This is a genomic window from Exiguobacterium acetylicum DSM 20416, from assembly GCF_000702605.1.
In the GTDB taxonomy this organism is placed as follows: domain Bacteria; phylum Bacillota; class Bacilli; order Exiguobacteriales; family Exiguobacteriaceae; genus Exiguobacterium_A; species Exiguobacterium_A acetylicum.
Genome location: NZ_JNIR01000001.1, coordinates 1,301,456 through 1,316,030, shown reverse-complemented (window position 1 = coordinate 1,316,030; position 14,575 = coordinate 1,301,456). Strand labels below are relative to the sequence as shown.

The following is a 14,575-nucleotide window of genomic DNA, read 5'->3' as shown; positions in this document are numbered from 1 at the left end:
GACAGATGGCGCCATCTGTCTCCTTTCTAAATTCTTCTCACCATACCTCGTGTAAAAGTACAAAACATCTCCGCTGTTAGTACTTCTAAAGAGGTACCACGTTAAAAGTGTTAAGTACCTCATTAATTCAAATGGTTTTTGATATCTCTTACCTTTTGTAAAAGCCATTTTTTATTTTCTTTGTCTTTTACGATGATAAAATCTTCTGTTCCTTTAACAGAATAGATGGTGGACCCGACTGAAAAAAGATTCGATTGACTGTTCGCTTGGGGCATTTCATATGCTTTTGTTTTCTTTAGTATCGTGCTAATTTTTTCTCCTTGTTGCTTAGATGCATCCAATTCTGCTTCTGTTCCGTTATACTCTTTGTTATTCACAATGACGATCATGGCATAACTAGCTTCGTCCTCTGTACCGGTTTGACTGCATCCGAATAAAAATCCAATGAACACAATGACAAATATCTTTTTCATCGGAACCTCCTTATATGAGTATTTGTTGAATAGGAACGTAAATTCATGATAGGTAAAAGTCGCTTCCCTTACCAAATATAAGGTAAAATCAGGAAAAGGAGGGGGGTAGATGAAACCTCAGATTTTACTGCTAGGCATGTTCCATCTCGATCGCCCGACCAATGGAGATCTGATTCGTCCGTCGATATTTGATGTCAGATCAGAACGACGGCAACGAGAAATCCAAGAAGTCGTTGCTCGATTGAACGCATTTCGACCGACAGGCGTTGCTCTTGAGACGGTAGCCGAACGCATGAATGATTTGCAACATACATATGAAACCTGTCAATCCGAGAGCGACTTAGCTGATAATGAACGGCAACAAATTGGTTTTCGCTTAGCCCGGATGGCAGGATTAGCACATCTCCATGGGGTCGATTGGAACGAAGTCGTACCTGGCGTACCGGATTTAGGAATCGTCCGTTCACATCATCCGGAAGCCTTTGAGACGATCGTCGCGGCTGAGATGAAGCGGACAGAACAGTTAGAGCACGCGATGGAGCAGTTATCCTTCTCCGAATGGCTCGACCGATTGCACGCTGAAGAAACGATTGCAGCGTCGGCTAGAATCTATGATCAAATCGAACGACTGGAAAGCGGGCGGATTTGGATCGAACGCTACTGGCAAGTCCGCAATCAAAAGATCACAAATCGTTTACTGCAACTCGCTCAGACGAACGAGCGAATCGTCTGTTTGTACGGTGCTGCGCACCTCCCGTTATTACGACAGTACTTGAATGAATCGAACCAAGTCGAAGTGATGACGTGGAACGATTGGAACAACGAAAAGGAGTGTATGTAAATGCTATTTCACTACCATATCTGGACACCACATTTGGAAGAAACAGAAGCCTGGTACACGGCACGCGGGTTTCACGTTTCCCAGCGCATCGGGAAGAAGGACGGAGAATTTTCTTCGTTTAATCCACCTCTGTCATGGAATGATTTTCGAGCGGATCAAATTTTATTCCGAATCATCGAAATGAAACGGGGGGCGGTCAACGTGACGATCGGATTCGGAAAAACGGTTCGCTTCGATCACATCGGATTTTTGATTCAGCCTGGTGACGTGCAAGCGATTCTCGACCGCGCAGAAACGTTATCGTTCACGGTCCAAGCGAACGAGCGTCGGACGTTCTTGCAGACACCATACGGATTACGGATTGAACTGCAAATCCATGAAGATGCGATTGCGGATACTGATGGAACGACACTTGAGCGTCTCGTTCTGGCGACGCCACGAGAAGGATTAGAGGCGGATTTAGCGAAACTGTTCGATCAACCGATGTCACAAATCCAAACCGTCCGCGGAGAGAAGACCGTCTTGCAAGAAGCAGTCTTTTCCGACGTATCGCTAGTAGGTACGGATCCGAACGGTGTTCAGCTCGTCTGCTCATAATCAACGAATACTTTAATCGGGAGATCTGGTGTTTCCATCAAGGCAGCGAAGCAACTGGCGAGCTCCGAAAACGAAGTCTCGTGTTCGAACAAAGCGGGCAATGTCGCGTGACGCTCGTCTGCAAAGAGCCAGTCTGCGTGCTTGCGGTAGTCCCAGCCGTCACTCGATGCAACGATCTGAAGTTCTTTCGCGTGAAAAGCGGGCGTCAACGCCAAGGCTTCCCGGTTGCCGTCCGATAAGACGCAGATTGAACCATGAGGACGGACAGCGGATTGAAGCTCGGCAAAGGCCGCTTGACGTCCGGAACATTCGATGGCGGCGTCATACATACTTGAACCCGGTGTGACAACACGTGCACCTAATTGACGCGCTAACTCCGCTCGGGACGTAAGCGGCTCGATGATATCAATCTGACAAACATCAAAGTAATGCCGTAAGTAATGTACCGTCAGCAAACCGAGCGTACCCATTCCAGAAACTAAGACGCTAGAATCGGGCGTCAATGTCAGCTTTCGGACGCCTTTTGCCGCGTCGCAAGACAGGATCAGAAGTAAAGCTTCACGCGGTGAAATGTGAGCAGGAACCGGGATGACCTTCGATTCAGGAACGATCGCTTGATCTTGATGTCCATAGAAGCTGACGATCCGATCACCCGGCTTGACGATTTGGACCGCGTCACCAACAGCAATCACTTCGCCGTAACTTTCATATCCGGTCTCGAGTGGATAATCATAAACGGTTTCGGTTATATCCTGTTCCAGCCATTGGGGAAGTTCGGCACCAATACTGATGGCACCGGCTAAGGTGCGGACGTGGACGTCATGGATGCCAAGCGGCGGCAGTTCCCGAACAAGATAACTAGGCGTCTTCGACTCAACAAGACAGCAAATTGTTGTAGTGTTCAACATGTAAACCTCATTTCATTGTTGGATTGATTACATATGGATCAAGCATATACCACTTTACTTGTAAAATATAACAATTCGAAACCAGAAATGATGTAGAATAAAAAAGAAGAGGGGGGAATCAAATGGCACCATTATTAATTTTGGCATTGCTCGTGTTCGCATTTTTGACGTTTCGGTATAGTAAGATCCTCGTCCGAAAGGATATCTCTGCCGCAAACAAGCGACTCGCGATCGTCTTTTACCTGATTGCGGTCAGTGGACTCGGCGCTGTCGTCTATTTTAACGTATAAGGAGGACCATTCATGCATTCAACGACCAAACGACGAATCGGTGCGTATATTATCAACCAAGCTGTTTATCTTGGACTTTCCGTCGTCATCGAAAAAACGGTATTACGGCGTGTGAAGTCAGAAGTCGTGCACGCCGTCGTCACACAACCGACGATCAGTTTTCTAGGAGAAGTCGCGCAATTAAAACTTTTGAACGGAAAATCGATTGGTGGTCAGATCTGTGGCATTCAGGTCGAAAGCGAGAACGGATTGCCGTTGACGACAAAACAAATCGTCCGCCGAACAGTCTATCGTGATACGGTCTCGCTATTTAAGATTCGACCGTACTGGAAACCGTTTCTTGAGAACGGACAACGATTACCGGAAGATGACTTCGCGAGAACGATCGTCCGCTTGAATCAGGAGAAGCTAAAAAATGAAGCTTGATTTTCATGTCCATATCGTCCGATCCTCTCAACCAACAGGAGCCATCCTGCTCTATCATGGTTGGGGTGGGACAGCTGTTTCTTATCTAGCGTTTGCTGAGCAACTCGCTGACGAAGGATACGATGTCTTCATTCCGGAACTCGTTCGACATGATCAACGAGAACCGTTTGATGACCCTTACGATAAAGAAGTAACGACGACCTATTTTTGGACGGTCGTCGAACAATCGATTACGGAAGTGACAGCTATCATCGAACAATCAGGCTGGCATGTTTCAGATGTGATGGCAATCGGCGTCTCGATGGGTGGGTTCATTGCCCATGGAATCATGGCACGTCAGCCGATTAAAGCGCTTGTTGCGATCAATGGGGGCGGTGCCTATCTTGAAGCGGAACGTCAATTCCGCGTTCGTGACGGGCGACCTGCCATCAAACAGGAGGATGTACCATGGAAGCTCGATCCGATCAGTGTGATGGATGAGCGTCCGCGATTGCTCCTGCACGGCGATGCCGATGACATCATTCCACTATCGATCCAGCAGTTTTATCACGGGACAGCTGTTCAAGCAGGTATGGCGCAAACGACCGTATTAGACGTTTTTCCAGGTGTCAACCATACCGTGACCGATGCCATGATCAAGCAACTGATTGCATGGCTGAAGCACGTCAAACTTCAAGGGGCGACAGATGGACTACATACGTTTTCTTCGCAGTAAGGTCGGTCAAGAAAAAGTGATGTTGAACTTTGCGGGTGGCATCGTCTTCGACGAGGAGGGGCGCATTCTTCTTCAAAAACGGCGAGAGCAACAAGCATGGGGCTTTCCCGGCGGCGCACTGGAACTGGGAGAGTCAATTGTCGAAGCCGCACAGCGTGAGATTTTTGAAGAGACCGGTTTTCATGTCACGATTGAACGTTTGAGTGGTGTCTATTCGAAGTACGAAGAGATGTATCCAAACGGGGATGTCGCCCAACCGATCGTCCATTTTTTCGTTTGCCGAATCAATGGGGGGCAATTGACGATTGATTCCGATGAATCACTCGATATTACTTTTTTTGAAAGAGACCAAATGCCAGAACTCTATAGCGAGTTGCATCAAACAGCCTGGAACGATTTTTTGACGGAACTGGGTCCGGTTTTTCGATAACGCAAAAATCCCCCCTGATGTAAAAATCAGGGGGGATTTTATGTTCTCCATGTTCAGCGTTCAAAGCCGCCTTCGGAATGAATGATCTGTCCGGTCACCCAGTCACCGTCAGGACTCACGAGGAATTGGATCAATCGTGCGACGTCTTCTGGCGCACCGATTCGCCCGAATGGAAAACTAGGTTTAAGCGCTGTCCGTGTTGCTTCATCCATCCAAGTCGAGTCTGTCGGACCCGGATTGACCGCATTAACGGTGATGCCAAGCGGTGCTACGGCTGCCGCGTAAGTCTTTGTAAATGTCGACAAGGCACCTTTTGTCGTAGCGTAAGCAATCTCGTCAGGCATCGGACCGAGATCTTGTCCCGATGTCAGTTGAATGATACGACCGGACGTTAGATGTGCTTCAGCGAATCGTTTCGTGAAACGTGTCGCAAGCAACAGCGGTGCCCGGAGATTGACGGCATAGTGTTGATCGAGACTTTTTGCATCAAGCGTTTTCCAATCCGTCATCGTCGAATGGGCAGCGTTGTTGATCAGGATGCTTGGTGTTCCAAAGTCTTCAATGCGTGCGAATAAATCGTCAGCAGCATCTGCTTGACCTAAATCTAGCTCGATCGCAAGGACGCGGGCACCTTGATTTTCGAGTTCGGTCGTAAAACTAGCCGCCCAATCCGCTGTTGCTTTAAAAGAAGTAAAGACCAAGTCATGTCCGGACGAGGCAAGCTGGCGGCAAATGGCAGCTCCGATGTCGCGTGTCTGACTGGCACCGGTCACGATGGCAATCGGTCGTTTCGTCATATGTACGCTCCTTTACATAGATACATTCAAATAAATGAACGGTTCCAAATGTTTACAAAACCAGTATAACGTAAGAAAGACAATGAACAAAAGCGTTATCATGATTTAACATACTGATTAAATGCATGTTTTGACCTAAAGTGTGGTAAAGAAAAAGTGTACGAAATTATTTGTTAAACAGATAGGGAAGGATGAATCAATCATGAAAGCAATCGTCTTATTTGACGGGGAATGTAATCTCTGTGACGCGAGTGTCCAGTTCATCTTAAAGCGAGATCAAGGGTACCATGACTTTGCTTCATTGCAAGGGGAGACGGGGCAAGAACTCGTAAGGCGCCATCATCTCCCGGAAACGATCGACAGTGTCGTTGTGATTGACCGAGGTGTACCGTATATTAAATCCGATGCTGCGTTACGGATTGCCGGTCATTTAAGAGGTGGGTGGCATCTGTTAAGTATACTTCGGATTGTTCCACGTCGACTTCGGGATCGTGTCTATGACTTCGTTGCAAATAATCGCCATCGTTGGTTCGGGCAAAAACAGCAGTGTGCACTGCCGTCTCCGGAGACACGTGCTCGATTTCACGACTAAATATGAAAAGCCGCGACGAATCGGTCGCGGCTTTCTCTCTGTTCATTGATTCATCACATGTAACCAGTGACAACTCGGCAGCGGATCGCCGAGAAAACTTAAACCTAAATCATGGGCTTGGTGAATCGTCTCGAAACAATCGTCCCCTTCATCTAAGTACACTTCATGATGCGGTGATTGGAGATGTGTTCCTGCGATACGCCAAAGATTTGAACGATGTGCCACCTTGATCTCGTAGTCGATGTTAGGTGAGACGACGAGCGGATTACCGACAGAATGGTGGAGTGTATACCGAGTTGGTGATTGATTTGATAAATAGACCCGCTGTGTCGAGGCAACATCTTCTCGATATAACTGATGGCGAGCATCAAAAGAGCGGGTAGGATTTGCTTGTTTTGATAGTTGATGAGTAGTTTCACCACTACATGTCAGGACTTCTGTAAAGGTGCGATACTCTTTAGAAAAAGGCGAATATTGTCGCGCATCGCCTTCAAAATATCGATGCGGAGAAAACGGATTCGGATTCACGAGAATCGGAGGAGCAATGAACGTCAGTACACGTAATCGGTATGAAGAAACCTTCATATGTGAAGCGGATAGTGGATACAAAGAAAAATAGAGCACGAACTGTTCAAATTCTCGTTCCCGGTCTTGTTCTTGTTTTATCTGATTCGTAACGCGGGCGAACTTCTCGATTGTCCGTGCGAACGGCATCGCTTTTCTAGAAATGGGACGTAACACCCGGATTTCGAAACGTGTAAACCGTTCAGGGTCAATCGTTCCTTGCCACTCGGGTATCATAGTTTGACCTAACCGATGTCCATCTTGAAATACCGTATAATGCGATACTTCTGGAATTTCACCCCATAACAGTCGTACAGCATGATCTTGTTGGATCAGGACAGTCATTTTTCGGTTCCAGAACAAATCATCTGTACTTGAAACAAGCGCGGTGACGATGCGTGTCTTCGAATCTGAATCGATCAGTTCGAATGACAAAGGCTCAAATAAAGGAAGTGTCTCCGTTTGATAGCTATTCGAGTTTTGAATGAAACAGGGTCTACCATTTAATAAGAGACGGACGTTACTTGTCCCTTCCCAGGTGAGACAAACGGTTTCTCCACTTTGTTTGATTTGAATGTGATTGATGTCAATCATGAGACTGATCGCTCCTTACACGAATTCTGAAAGAAAACCCCTTCCACTTCAGGATCAGAAGGGAAGGGGGAACGTCATAATAATCCTTTAGCGACTTCTAGTTTTTCTTGATCGTGTTTTAATTGTTTTTTCAAGTCATGCGCGTGATACATATCGTGATCGATCATGTATCCGGCGATCGCAGCGTGAGTCTGAATGGCTTTGTTCAGTTGTTCGGTCAAGACTTTCCGCACATCAGGAGAAGCCGTTTCCGTAATCGCGACAGCATAAGCACGGACAAGTGATTTACTGCTGATCAAGAAGTCTGTCGCAATCAACTCGTCTCGTTTTTTACTGGGACGATTAATGGATTGAAGAGCTTCATTCATGAGAACCGCCTCCTTCATGATCTGCCAATAGCCTTTGTAAATCGTTTAATGCTTGTTCGCTATCTTTGATGTCTTGAGCAATCAATTTTTCAAGCGTCTCATCTTTAACAAAAGAACGAACAGCAACAGCTTTAACGAGACAAGCTTGTTTCATCGTCATGATTTCATGGATTTCGAGTGTTTCATGGATTGCAAGTGGTGATTTAGCCATCGGTCTCACTCCTTATCATGTAACATCCGTTTGACAGTATCTTTAACGTTTTGCATTCCTGTTTTTTCTGCTAGGTCGTGATGAAGTTTGTGTGCTGGTACCTTCATGTTCGGAATGTTTCCTTGCGGTGCAGGATTTTCTAGATGAACGAATTCACCAGTTCCATCTTGTGCTTCCCCTTGAGCCCAGCGACCTTCTTTTGAAGCTGTTCCTTCCGATAGGTCCCAGAACTCATAAGCATGCGGTTGCGCTTCCATTTCGTCTTCTGGTGCAAAAGTAGCCGGCACGACGATTCCGTTTTTTGTCTCAAGTTCTTCGATCGCAGCCATCCATTGATACTGGTGATATCGGTCGCGAGCGAGCATTTTACGGAAGGTAGCACGAACGCCTTCATCTGTCGTCATATGATAGAGGCGGGCGACCTGAAGGCGACCTTGTGATTCAGCATGTAAGTTCGAGCGCATGTCTGCCAATAAGTTACCACTGGCGACGATATAGGATCCGTTCCATGGAATGCCGTTTGCGTTCGATGGCAATCCACCGAGACCGCTGACAAGTAGGTGCTGAGGATTCATTCCCCCGAGAATTGCTGCTGTCGCCGGATCTTTGGCAGCTTCTGCCTGATCATCCGGTGACGCCCCGTCGAGCAATTGAGAAATAAGGGAACACAGCATCTCAACGTGTCCGATTTCTTCCGTCCCGATATCCATCAGCATATCCTTGTACTTTTCTTCGCCTCGGCAATTGAAGCCTTGGAAGAGATATTGCATCATGACCGTCATTTCACCGAATTGTCCACCGAGTACCTCTTGCACGGCCCGAGCAAGTTTTGGATCGGGTCGATCTACCTTGACTTCGAATTGTAATTCCTTTTGATGACGAAACATGAAAAGACCCCCTTTAAGTTTTAAACATATAAAAGTTACACATGTTATATACCTTAATCAGTTTCTTTCAAACCTGTTTTCACCTTATTTTTCGTTATGCTGAAGTGATCGGTTAATTAAAGTGTTGTTTTTAGGTTCATTGACCCACTCGGTGATGTTATTGAAAATGAAGGATGTCTCATTCAAGATGGACTGTCGCCACTGTTTATTTTTAGGAATGTAAAGTGCATCGAACCGCTCTCTAATCCGTCGAGGGGCAACTGCTTGATTGAAAAAGAGACGATTTTCATCAATCGTTGCTTTCAATGTTCGGAGTAGGGCGAAAGGATGTTTTCCAAGCGTCCCACACTCTACGGTTAAACCTAAAAAACCGATATCGCGCTTTTTTGTTTCTTGATACAGATAGTTTAACCATTCCCCTTCAATCGCATAAAACTGTTGATCTCGTGGTTGATCGACAATCGGGTAATGTGTATATCCTTCTACTTCCTTTGCGTGTCTTGGATCATCCGATGACATGACGAGTTGGACTTGCCCCGCTGGTCCATAACCAGTATGACAGTCGAGCATCACGACGTGTCGGTAAGTAGATAGGGTATCGACGAGACGACTTAATACGTCAGAGAAGTAAGCGTCTGGCGTACGTCCGCCATAATAGAATCCGGTCGGATGTTTGAATTGTCCTAGTGTCGCAGCCTTTAAAAACGCATGTGGACCTAGACGAATCAAGTCGTATAAGACATGTAACGTAAACGGCACATAATCCAGACGACGCCCTGAACCTGGTCGTTTTATGAACAAAGACTGTAAGTCATCAAAACCTGGATTACGTAAATCTGCCTTTGAAAAATCGTGAATCGCATTTCGATTTAAATTGAGGTTATGATGTGTTTCTTTACGATGATGTTTCATCCCGTACGCATTAATACCATGGATCAGCAAAACATCGACTTCTCCCGTATTTAGCTGTTTCATATGGTCTGATAAAAATTGAAGTTGCATGGCACTCCCTGCATATCCTTCAATTCCGTGTAACCCACTCGTTAGGATCAATAATGTTGAATTGTTACCGGATTGCCCATGCCACCAATCGGAACAAAGCGATCCTTGTTGTTTGAGTGATTCATGAATAAGTTTCGGATAATACCGAGAGAGCATTTCCTTCGAAGTCTCATTGAAACGTTGGCGTGCTGTTTCATACGTACCAGAAAAATAATGCAACATCGTTATTCCCCCTTCATCAAACTTAAACTTGAAGAGCAATCAAGAGATAATGTCGAACTGAGAATTTCTAAAGCATGATCTTTTGCAACGGCGGTTTCTGCTGCCGTACAGTCTTCAGGAACATGAATAGCATATTCTCGCATGTAAGCGTCGTTTGCAGTAAATAAGATACACATATCTGTCGTTAGACCGGTGATGATAAGACGTGAGACTTCCAAATGCTTCAATAAAATATCAAGTTGGGTCCCGAAAAAGCCTGAATGTTTTGGCTTGATGATGAAGTAATCGTTCTCTTCTGGGTGCATTGTTTCGATGAGTACATCGCCAAGACCACCGCGGCACTCATCAATGATTTGGTTAACATTCTCTTGCCACAGACCAAAATTATCATTGACATAAATCACTGGGATGTTTTGACGTTTACAATGTTGTTTTAATTTTGAGAGTGGTTCGAGGACAGGGAGCGTCTGTTGCAATAACTGCTCAGCTCCTTCGAAATCCATCTTATTGATGACATCGATGATCAACAATGCTGTATTTTCTTGAACAGTCATGGCGGACTCCTCTCATAAAAAGGTGACTAAATAATGATACGGCGAATAAAGCTGGGCTTTAGAGATAAAAATCTCCGAAGGGGAGGCTGATTCACGGGCTCCCCGGACATCAATTAAACAACGATAAATGAGTGATTCCAACTCTGCGATGAAATCAGGATATTGATACAAGGCATCCTCCATCCGTCTTTTACGGTGATCTTCCATCAAGACGATGCAGGGATTGGTCTCTTTTAAGGGTATTGCACTGAAGACAGTTTTTTGCTGTTTAAAATCTTGATTTAAACAGCGAACGATTTGATTTAAATCAGCTTCCACTTTCTTCACTTCCTAGTTGTAGATTATTCATACTGTTCTTATACATGTTATTGGTTGTGTTCCACTCTTCATCACGAGGTAAACGGATAAAAAAGTCGGATCCTTTTTCGATTTCTGAATGAACGGTGATCCGTCCGCCGTGCGCTTCAATGATTTCCTTACAAATCGGTAAACCGAGACCTGTTCCTTGAACTTGGAGATGATCTTCATGTTCGACGCGGTAATATGGATCAAACAGATGGGGAAGATCTTTTTTGGGAATACCATACCCGTCATCGCTAATGGTGATGACGATTTCAGCTTCACAGCACGCTAACGAGACCTGAATGTTCGAACCGGCTGAAGAGTACTTTATTGCATTATTCAGGAGGTTTAATAAGACTCTCCGGATTTTTTCTGGATCAGCCGTGATCAGGCAAGGACCATCGCTTTCGATTTGTATATGATGCGTCGATGTCGTGACGTTCAACCATTCCGTTAACTCAATGAGCATATGTTCGATGCAAAATGATTCTAACTGATATGATTCTTTTTGATGACTGAGTCGCTGATAATCAAGGAATTCGGTTAACAGTTGACTAAGTCGCTGTGTCTCACTCCGCATCGTCTCTAGATATTTGCGCTGTTTTGAAGGAGACAACGTCCGATGTAACATCAGTTCGCTAAACCCTTCAATGGACGCAAGCGGCGTTCGTAGCTCATGAGATAAAACCGAAATGAAATTTTGCTCCCTTTTGGCATAATTGACTTCAACCGTACGTTCACGAAAAACAAATAAAATCCCTTGTCGATCGGACAAAAATTCTGTATAAAGTCTTACATGACGATCGTCTGACATTGAAAAATCCTGAGCAGGAACGACTGTTGCGTGCTCAAAGCCTGCTTTGATTTGTTCGACATAGGCATATAACGCATCTGTTTCGAGAATCAACGGTTCGAAAGTTTCGATGACGAATGCTAAGTTTTCGGATTGTTTTTCAGAAGGTGACCAGTTCGGGAACAATTGATGGAACATGTGATTCGTAAAGATATTTGTGTTCGTCACATCGACGAACAATATAGCTTCTCGAAGACCATTTAAGATACGTTGAATTAATTGATGATGATCTTTTATACGGATATCATCAAGCAACCGCATCAATCCGATATTTAATAAATGTGTCGTTTTCTGAAGTGCGATTGTCTCGGTGAAACGATGATGAAATTGTAACGTCAATGTACCAATGAATTTTGACGGACTGTGTAAAGGGAGAGCACACAACGTCGATTGTTCCTTCTCGATTAGATGGAGCGATGTATCTAACTCAGTCTTCGCTTCTAACTCTAGCCGCTCTTGGTCAAATGTCGGTTCGTCTGATAAGGCGATATGTACAGGTTCAAAACTTTCCGACTGTGGTGAAAAATGGATATGCGTCGCCCGAAAATGACTACCGATTGCTTGTAGCCAAGTGTGAAGACCTGACATTGATTGATGGCGTAAAATTTGAGTAGCTAACTGGTTTTGAAATTGAAGTTGTCGCTCAATTATTTTTTGTTGATAGAAAGACTCTTGAAGTTGTGAATTAACAGCTTGCGTTTGCTGATGTTCAAATGCGAGCAATGTCGTCATTTGTTGCATCGATCGCCCAAGTGAACCAATCTCATCGTGGCGGTTCTGGAAATCATGATGTTCCAATCGATCAGGTTGTTTCGTTTGATCGACGAGATCGAGTAAGTCCGTTCGAAAAGACCGCACAAGTCGTAAAATCAAGTAACTGAGAAGGCAAAAAGCGATGATCATCACACCAAAAGCATAACGTAAAACTTCAACGGTTCTTTGTTGTAGTGACTGTTGCGCTTTTCGCTCTTCATCATGAATCAATCGAAAATAGTCATTGATAGAGGAGTCAGATTGTTGAACCAGCTTTTGATTATCCGTGAGTACTTGCAACGTGAGTTCCAGTTCCAAAAATCTCGCAAATTGAACGAGTTGATGTATAAAGCGTTCGTCCGCTGGATTTGAGTAGCGTTGATTAAATGATTGAACCTGTCGTTGAAAACGTTCCAACCGCTGCTTGACCTGCTTGAGATCAGATTGATCATTAAAGTCAACTTGTTGAATTTGAAGATTTACTTGCTGTGCTTCATTCCAAAGCGTACGAGCTTTCGTTTTTTGTAGTGTTATTTCTTGAGATGAAGCACGGTGTTGCTCGAGTTCTTTTTGAGAAAAGTAAAAGGTTAGGGCGCCAATGCTTGCAAAAATCAAGAAATTTGAGAGTAACAAGATATAAAATCGATGAAACATACTTGATGAGAGCCACTTCATGACTAGACCTCTTTCTAAAAAGATATAGAAACAAACTCTAAAAATACATGTTTAAAGAAATCTTATCATAGACATTCAATAATCTGCATGATTTGATTCATCGATCCAAATATCATTTTGCCTCTTTCCGAAAAAATCCCTAGATTTTGACACTTCATATCCTTTAAGATAAACGATATACATATGTGCAAAATCACTCGAAGTGACACTTTAAACCATACTATTGATTGTGAAAATGAGTGAGCTTCTGTACTATGTTTATATAAAGGAAAGAAAAAGAAGGTGAAATGGATGAAGATGACTCGCTCTACGGACTATGCCATTCGTGTGCTTATTTTCGCAGCGTCGCATCCGACTCGGCTCGTACAAATTCAGGAAGTGGCAACCCATTATGATATTTCTAAAAATCATTTGATGAAGATTGTCCATTCATTGAGCAAGTTTGGTCTCATCATTTCCGTACAAGGTCGTAATGGTGGATTCAAATTAGCAAAATCCCCAGAGACGATTACGTTAGGAGAAATTGTTCATTTATTTGAAGAAGTCTCCTATCTTGAAAATGTGACAGTTCCAAATAAAAATGGTAGTTTGCAAAACACACGACAAGCGTTCGATCAAGCATTCATGTCCTTTACGGATGCGTTGCAGGCATACACGTTACAAGATTTAATCGCGCCAACGATGATCGATTGAAGGAAGAGTCAGAGTGGGATCAACGAGCTCTGACTCTTTATCCGTGTACATAATCTAGTCATTCAGATTTTTATCACATGATGATGGTAATTATGATTAAAACTAGTATCTTTTATGTTACTATAAACAAGATTCGGACGCTAATCGAATCTTAATTTTGAAACAAAAACATGTACACTTTGTACTTGTTTTTGTGGTATAACTTTACAGGGAGGAGGGGATATTTCCAATTCACCTGATTGATTTTTATACAGGACTCTTACTGTCCATTCAGATAAAGGATTAAAGGCATTCGTTCATTGATCCACGTAAAAGGGAGGGTTTCGGTATGTCCGAAATGACCATCGAAATGTTCGTTCACTTCATTCAACACCTAGTGCATTCTCCACGATTCGTCGTCCAGCGTCAGCATGAACATGAGGACGCCTACACGTTCGAAATTCGTGAGTTGAATCTATCACGTGTCTCAAAAGCCGTATTGCTTCATAAGACAGTTGATCTTCTCCATGAAAAGACGTCAGAAGATACACGCGAAACGTTGACGAACGAACTGGTCACTCTATCACGAAAGACGTTAATGAAGTCAGATACGATTGCGATGCTTGAAGTGCAATCCACGATACATGACTCACTGCATCTTACATTTTCACAGAACAAGAAGATCTGGTTTTCAGGTATTTTAGACACGGAAGAGGCAATCAATCGATTCACAGAACGTTTTCAAAGCGTCATAAATGACGATCGAACGTCTTATTAAACAAAGCAGGTCGAGCCCATATTAGTGGTTC

At 44.1% G+C, this 14,575-nt stretch carries 20 protein-coding genes; 9 read left to right on the top strand and 11 right to left on the bottom strand.

Annotated features, from left to right (window positions below; translation table 11 throughout):
- Positions 1–122: 122 nt before the first annotated feature.
- On the bottom strand, positions 123–473 hold the full coding sequence (locus tag P401_RS0107250; protein WP_029341898.1) for a hypothetical protein: 351 nt from the start codon (positions 471–473) through the stop codon (positions 123–125).
- 109 nt (positions 474–582) lie between these two features.
- On the opposite strand from P401_RS0107250, the gene P401_RS0107245 reads away from it, so the two are divergent.
- Both P401_RS0107245 and P401_RS0107240 read left to right on the top strand, forming a co-directional pair.
- Complete coding sequence (locus tag P401_RS0107245) at positions 583–1,314, top strand: DUF5694 domain-containing protein (protein ID WP_029341897.1); 732 nt, start codon at positions 583–585, stop codon at positions 1,312–1,314.
- Entirely contained in the window at positions 1,315–1,911 is a 597-nt protein-coding gene (locus tag P401_RS0107240) for a glyoxalase/bleomycin resistance/dioxygenase family protein (RefSeq protein ID WP_029341896.1), read from the top strand.
- Here P401_RS0107240 and P401_RS0107235 read toward each other — a convergent pair.
- A complete protein-coding gene (locus P401_RS0107235) occupies positions 1,893–2,816 on the bottom strand; it encodes a zinc-dependent alcohol dehydrogenase (RefSeq protein WP_152548186.1) in 924 nt (307 codons plus the stop codon). The two genes, P401_RS0107240 and P401_RS0107235, sit on opposite strands and share 19 nt — an antisense overlap.
- Before the next feature lie 125 nt (positions 2,817–2,941).
- Between P401_RS0107235 and P401_RS18580 the strand changes: the two genes are divergently transcribed.
- From P401_RS18580 to P401_RS0107215, 4 genes are read left to right on the top strand one after another with little or no spacing between them, the layout of a single operon-like run.
- Positions 2,942–3,109, top strand: a complete 168-nt coding sequence (locus P401_RS18580) for a hypothetical protein (protein WP_156323149.1) — start codon at positions 2,942–2,944, stop codon at positions 3,107–3,109.
- Positions 3,110–3,121: 12 nt separating this feature from the next.
- Positions 3,122–3,535 (top strand): RDD family protein, encoded by a 414-nt coding sequence (locus tag P401_RS0107225; protein ID WP_029341894.1) that lies wholly within the window; start codon positions 3,122–3,124, stop codon positions 3,533–3,535.
- Positions 3,525–4,250, top strand: coding sequence for an alpha/beta fold hydrolase (locus P401_RS0107220; RefSeq protein WP_051656278.1), 726 nt, complete (start codon positions 3,525–3,527; stop codon positions 4,248–4,250). The genes P401_RS0107225 and P401_RS0107220 overlap by 11 nt, the downstream gene beginning before the upstream one ends.
- A complete protein-coding gene (locus tag P401_RS0107215) occupies positions 4,222–4,680 on the top strand; it encodes an NUDIX hydrolase (RefSeq protein ID WP_029341892.1) in 459 nt (152 codons plus the stop codon). The genes P401_RS0107220 and P401_RS0107215 overlap by 29 nt, the downstream gene beginning before the upstream one ends.
- Before the next feature lie 53 nt (positions 4,681–4,733).
- Here the strand turns inward: P401_RS0107215 and P401_RS0107210 are convergent, their stop codons facing one another.
- A complete protein-coding gene (locus P401_RS0107210) occupies positions 4,734–5,477 on the bottom strand; it encodes an SDR family oxidoreductase (RefSeq protein ID WP_029341891.1) in 744 nt (247 codons plus the stop codon).
- 202 nt (positions 5,478–5,679) lie between these two features.
- On the opposite strand from P401_RS0107210, the gene P401_RS0107205 reads away from it, so the two are divergent.
- Positions 5,680–6,069 (top strand): thiol-disulfide oxidoreductase DCC family protein, encoded by a 390-nt coding sequence (locus P401_RS0107205; RefSeq protein ID WP_029341890.1) that lies wholly within the window; start codon positions 5,680–5,682, stop codon positions 6,067–6,069.
- 42 nt (positions 6,070–6,111) lie between these two features.
- Here the strand turns inward: P401_RS0107205 and P401_RS0107200 are convergent, their stop codons facing one another.
- From P401_RS0107200 to P401_RS0107165, 8 genes are all read right to left on the bottom strand, one after another.
- A complete protein-coding gene (locus P401_RS0107200) occupies positions 6,112–7,227 on the bottom strand; it encodes a hypothetical protein (protein ID WP_029341889.1) in 1,116 nt (371 codons plus the stop codon).
- Positions 7,228–7,301: 74 nt separating this feature from the next.
- On the bottom strand, positions 7,302–7,595 hold the full coding sequence (locus tag P401_RS0107195) for a spore coat protein (RefSeq protein WP_029341888.1): 294 nt from the start codon (positions 7,593–7,595) through the stop codon (positions 7,302–7,304).
- Positions 7,588–7,806, bottom strand: a complete 219-nt coding sequence (locus P401_RS0107190; protein WP_029341887.1) for a hypothetical protein — start codon at positions 7,804–7,806, stop codon at positions 7,588–7,590. Before P401_RS0107190 ends, P401_RS0107195 begins: the two co-directional genes overlap by 8 nt.
- A gap of 5 nt (positions 7,807–7,811) precedes the next feature.
- The gene (locus tag P401_RS0107185) at positions 7,812–8,693 is read right to left on the bottom strand and encodes a manganese catalase (RefSeq protein ID WP_029341886.1); all 882 of its coding nucleotides are present in this window, start codon (positions 8,691–8,693) and stop codon (positions 7,812–7,814) included.
- An 84-nt stretch (positions 8,694–8,777) separates the two neighbouring features.
- Positions 8,778–9,917, bottom strand: coding sequence for a M14 family metallopeptidase (locus P401_RS0107180; protein ID WP_029341885.1), 1,140 nt, complete (start codon positions 9,915–9,917; stop codon positions 8,778–8,780).
- Between the two features lie 2 nt (positions 9,918–9,919).
- Positions 9,920–10,471 (bottom strand): cysteine hydrolase family protein, encoded by a 552-nt coding sequence (locus tag P401_RS0107175; RefSeq protein WP_029341884.1) that lies wholly within the window; start codon positions 10,469–10,471, stop codon positions 9,920–9,922.
- A gap of 12 nt (positions 10,472–10,483) precedes the next feature.
- A complete protein-coding gene (locus P401_RS0107170; RefSeq protein WP_029341883.1) occupies positions 10,484–10,789 on the bottom strand; it encodes a hypothetical protein in 306 nt (101 codons plus the stop codon).
- Complete coding sequence (locus P401_RS0107165) at positions 10,779–13,094, bottom strand: sensor histidine kinase (protein ID WP_029341882.1); 2,316 nt, start codon at positions 13,092–13,094, stop codon at positions 10,779–10,781. Before P401_RS0107165 ends, P401_RS0107170 begins: the two co-directional genes overlap by 11 nt.
- Before the next feature lie 291 nt (positions 13,095–13,385).
- Between P401_RS0107165 and P401_RS0107160 the strand changes: the two genes are divergently transcribed.
- Positions 13,386–13,787 (top strand): RrF2 family transcriptional regulator, encoded by a 402-nt coding sequence (locus P401_RS0107160; protein ID WP_029341881.1) that lies wholly within the window; start codon positions 13,386–13,388, stop codon positions 13,785–13,787.
- Positions 13,788–14,115: 328 nt separating this feature from the next.
- Positions 14,116–14,544, top strand: a complete 429-nt coding sequence (locus P401_RS0107155; RefSeq protein ID WP_029341880.1) for a hypothetical protein — start codon at positions 14,116–14,118, stop codon at positions 14,542–14,544.
- The last annotated feature ends 31 nt before the right edge of the window (positions 14,545–14,575 follow it).

Bases quoted from the DNA above. Each gene is read 5' to 3' on its own strand.
- P401_RS0107250 (WP_029341898.1), bottom strand. From the start codon at position 473: ATGAAAAAGATATTTGTCATTGTGTTCATTGGATTTTTATTCGGATGC.
- P401_RS0107245 (WP_029341897.1), top strand. From the start codon at position 583: ATGAAACCTCAGATTTTACTGCTAGGCATGTTCCATCTCGATCGCCCG.
- P401_RS0107240 (WP_029341896.1), top strand. From the start codon at position 1,315: ATGCTATTTCACTACCATATCTGGACACCACATTTGGAAGAAACAGAA.
- P401_RS18580 (WP_156323149.1), top strand. From the start codon at position 2,942: ATGGCACCATTATTAATTTTGGCATTGCTCGTGTTCGCATTTTTGACG.
- P401_RS0107225 (WP_029341894.1), top strand. From the start codon at position 3,122: ATGCATTCAACGACCAAACGACGAATCGGTGCGTATATTATCAACCAA.
- P401_RS0107220 (WP_051656278.1), top strand. From the start codon at position 3,525: ATGAAGCTTGATTTTCATGTCCATATCGTCCGATCCTCTCAACCAACA.
- P401_RS0107215 (WP_029341892.1), top strand. From the start codon at position 4,222: ATGGACTACATACGTTTTCTTCGCAGTAAGGTCGGTCAAGAAAAAGTG.
- P401_RS0107210 (WP_029341891.1), bottom strand. From the start codon at position 5,477: ATGACGAAACGACCGATTGCCATCGTGACCGGTGCCAGTCAGACACGC.
- P401_RS0107205 (WP_029341890.1), top strand. From the start codon at position 5,680: ATGAAAGCAATCGTCTTATTTGACGGGGAATGTAATCTCTGTGACGCG.
- P401_RS0107200 (WP_029341889.1), bottom strand. From the start codon at position 7,227: ATGATTGACATCAATCACATTCAAATCAAACAAAGTGGAGAAACCGTT.
- P401_RS0107195 (WP_029341888.1), bottom strand. From the start codon at position 7,595: ATGAATGAAGCTCTTCAATCCATTAATCGTCCCAGTAAAAAACGAGAC.
- P401_RS0107190 (WP_029341887.1), bottom strand. From the start codon at position 7,806: ATGGCTAAATCACCACTTGCAATCCATGAAACACTCGAAATCCATGAA.
- P401_RS0107185 (WP_029341886.1), bottom strand. From the start codon at position 8,693: ATGTTTCGTCATCAAAAGGAATTACAATTCGAAGTCAAGGTAGATCGA.
- P401_RS0107180 (WP_029341885.1), bottom strand. From the start codon at position 9,917: ATGTTGCATTATTTTTCTGGTACGTATGAAACAGCACGCCAACGTTTC.
- P401_RS0107175 (WP_029341884.1), bottom strand. From the start codon at position 10,471: ATGACTGTTCAAGAAAATACAGCATTGTTGATCATCGATGTCATCAAT.
- P401_RS0107165 (WP_029341882.1), bottom strand. From the start codon at position 13,094: ATGAAGTGGCTCTCATCAAGTATGTTTCATCGATTTTATATCTTGTTA.
- P401_RS0107160 (WP_029341881.1), top strand. From the start codon at position 13,386: ATGAAGATGACTCGCTCTACGGACTATGCCATTCGTGTGCTTATTTTC.
- P401_RS0107155 (WP_029341880.1), top strand. From the start codon at position 14,116: ATGTCCGAAATGACCATCGAAATGTTCGTTCACTTCATTCAACACCTA.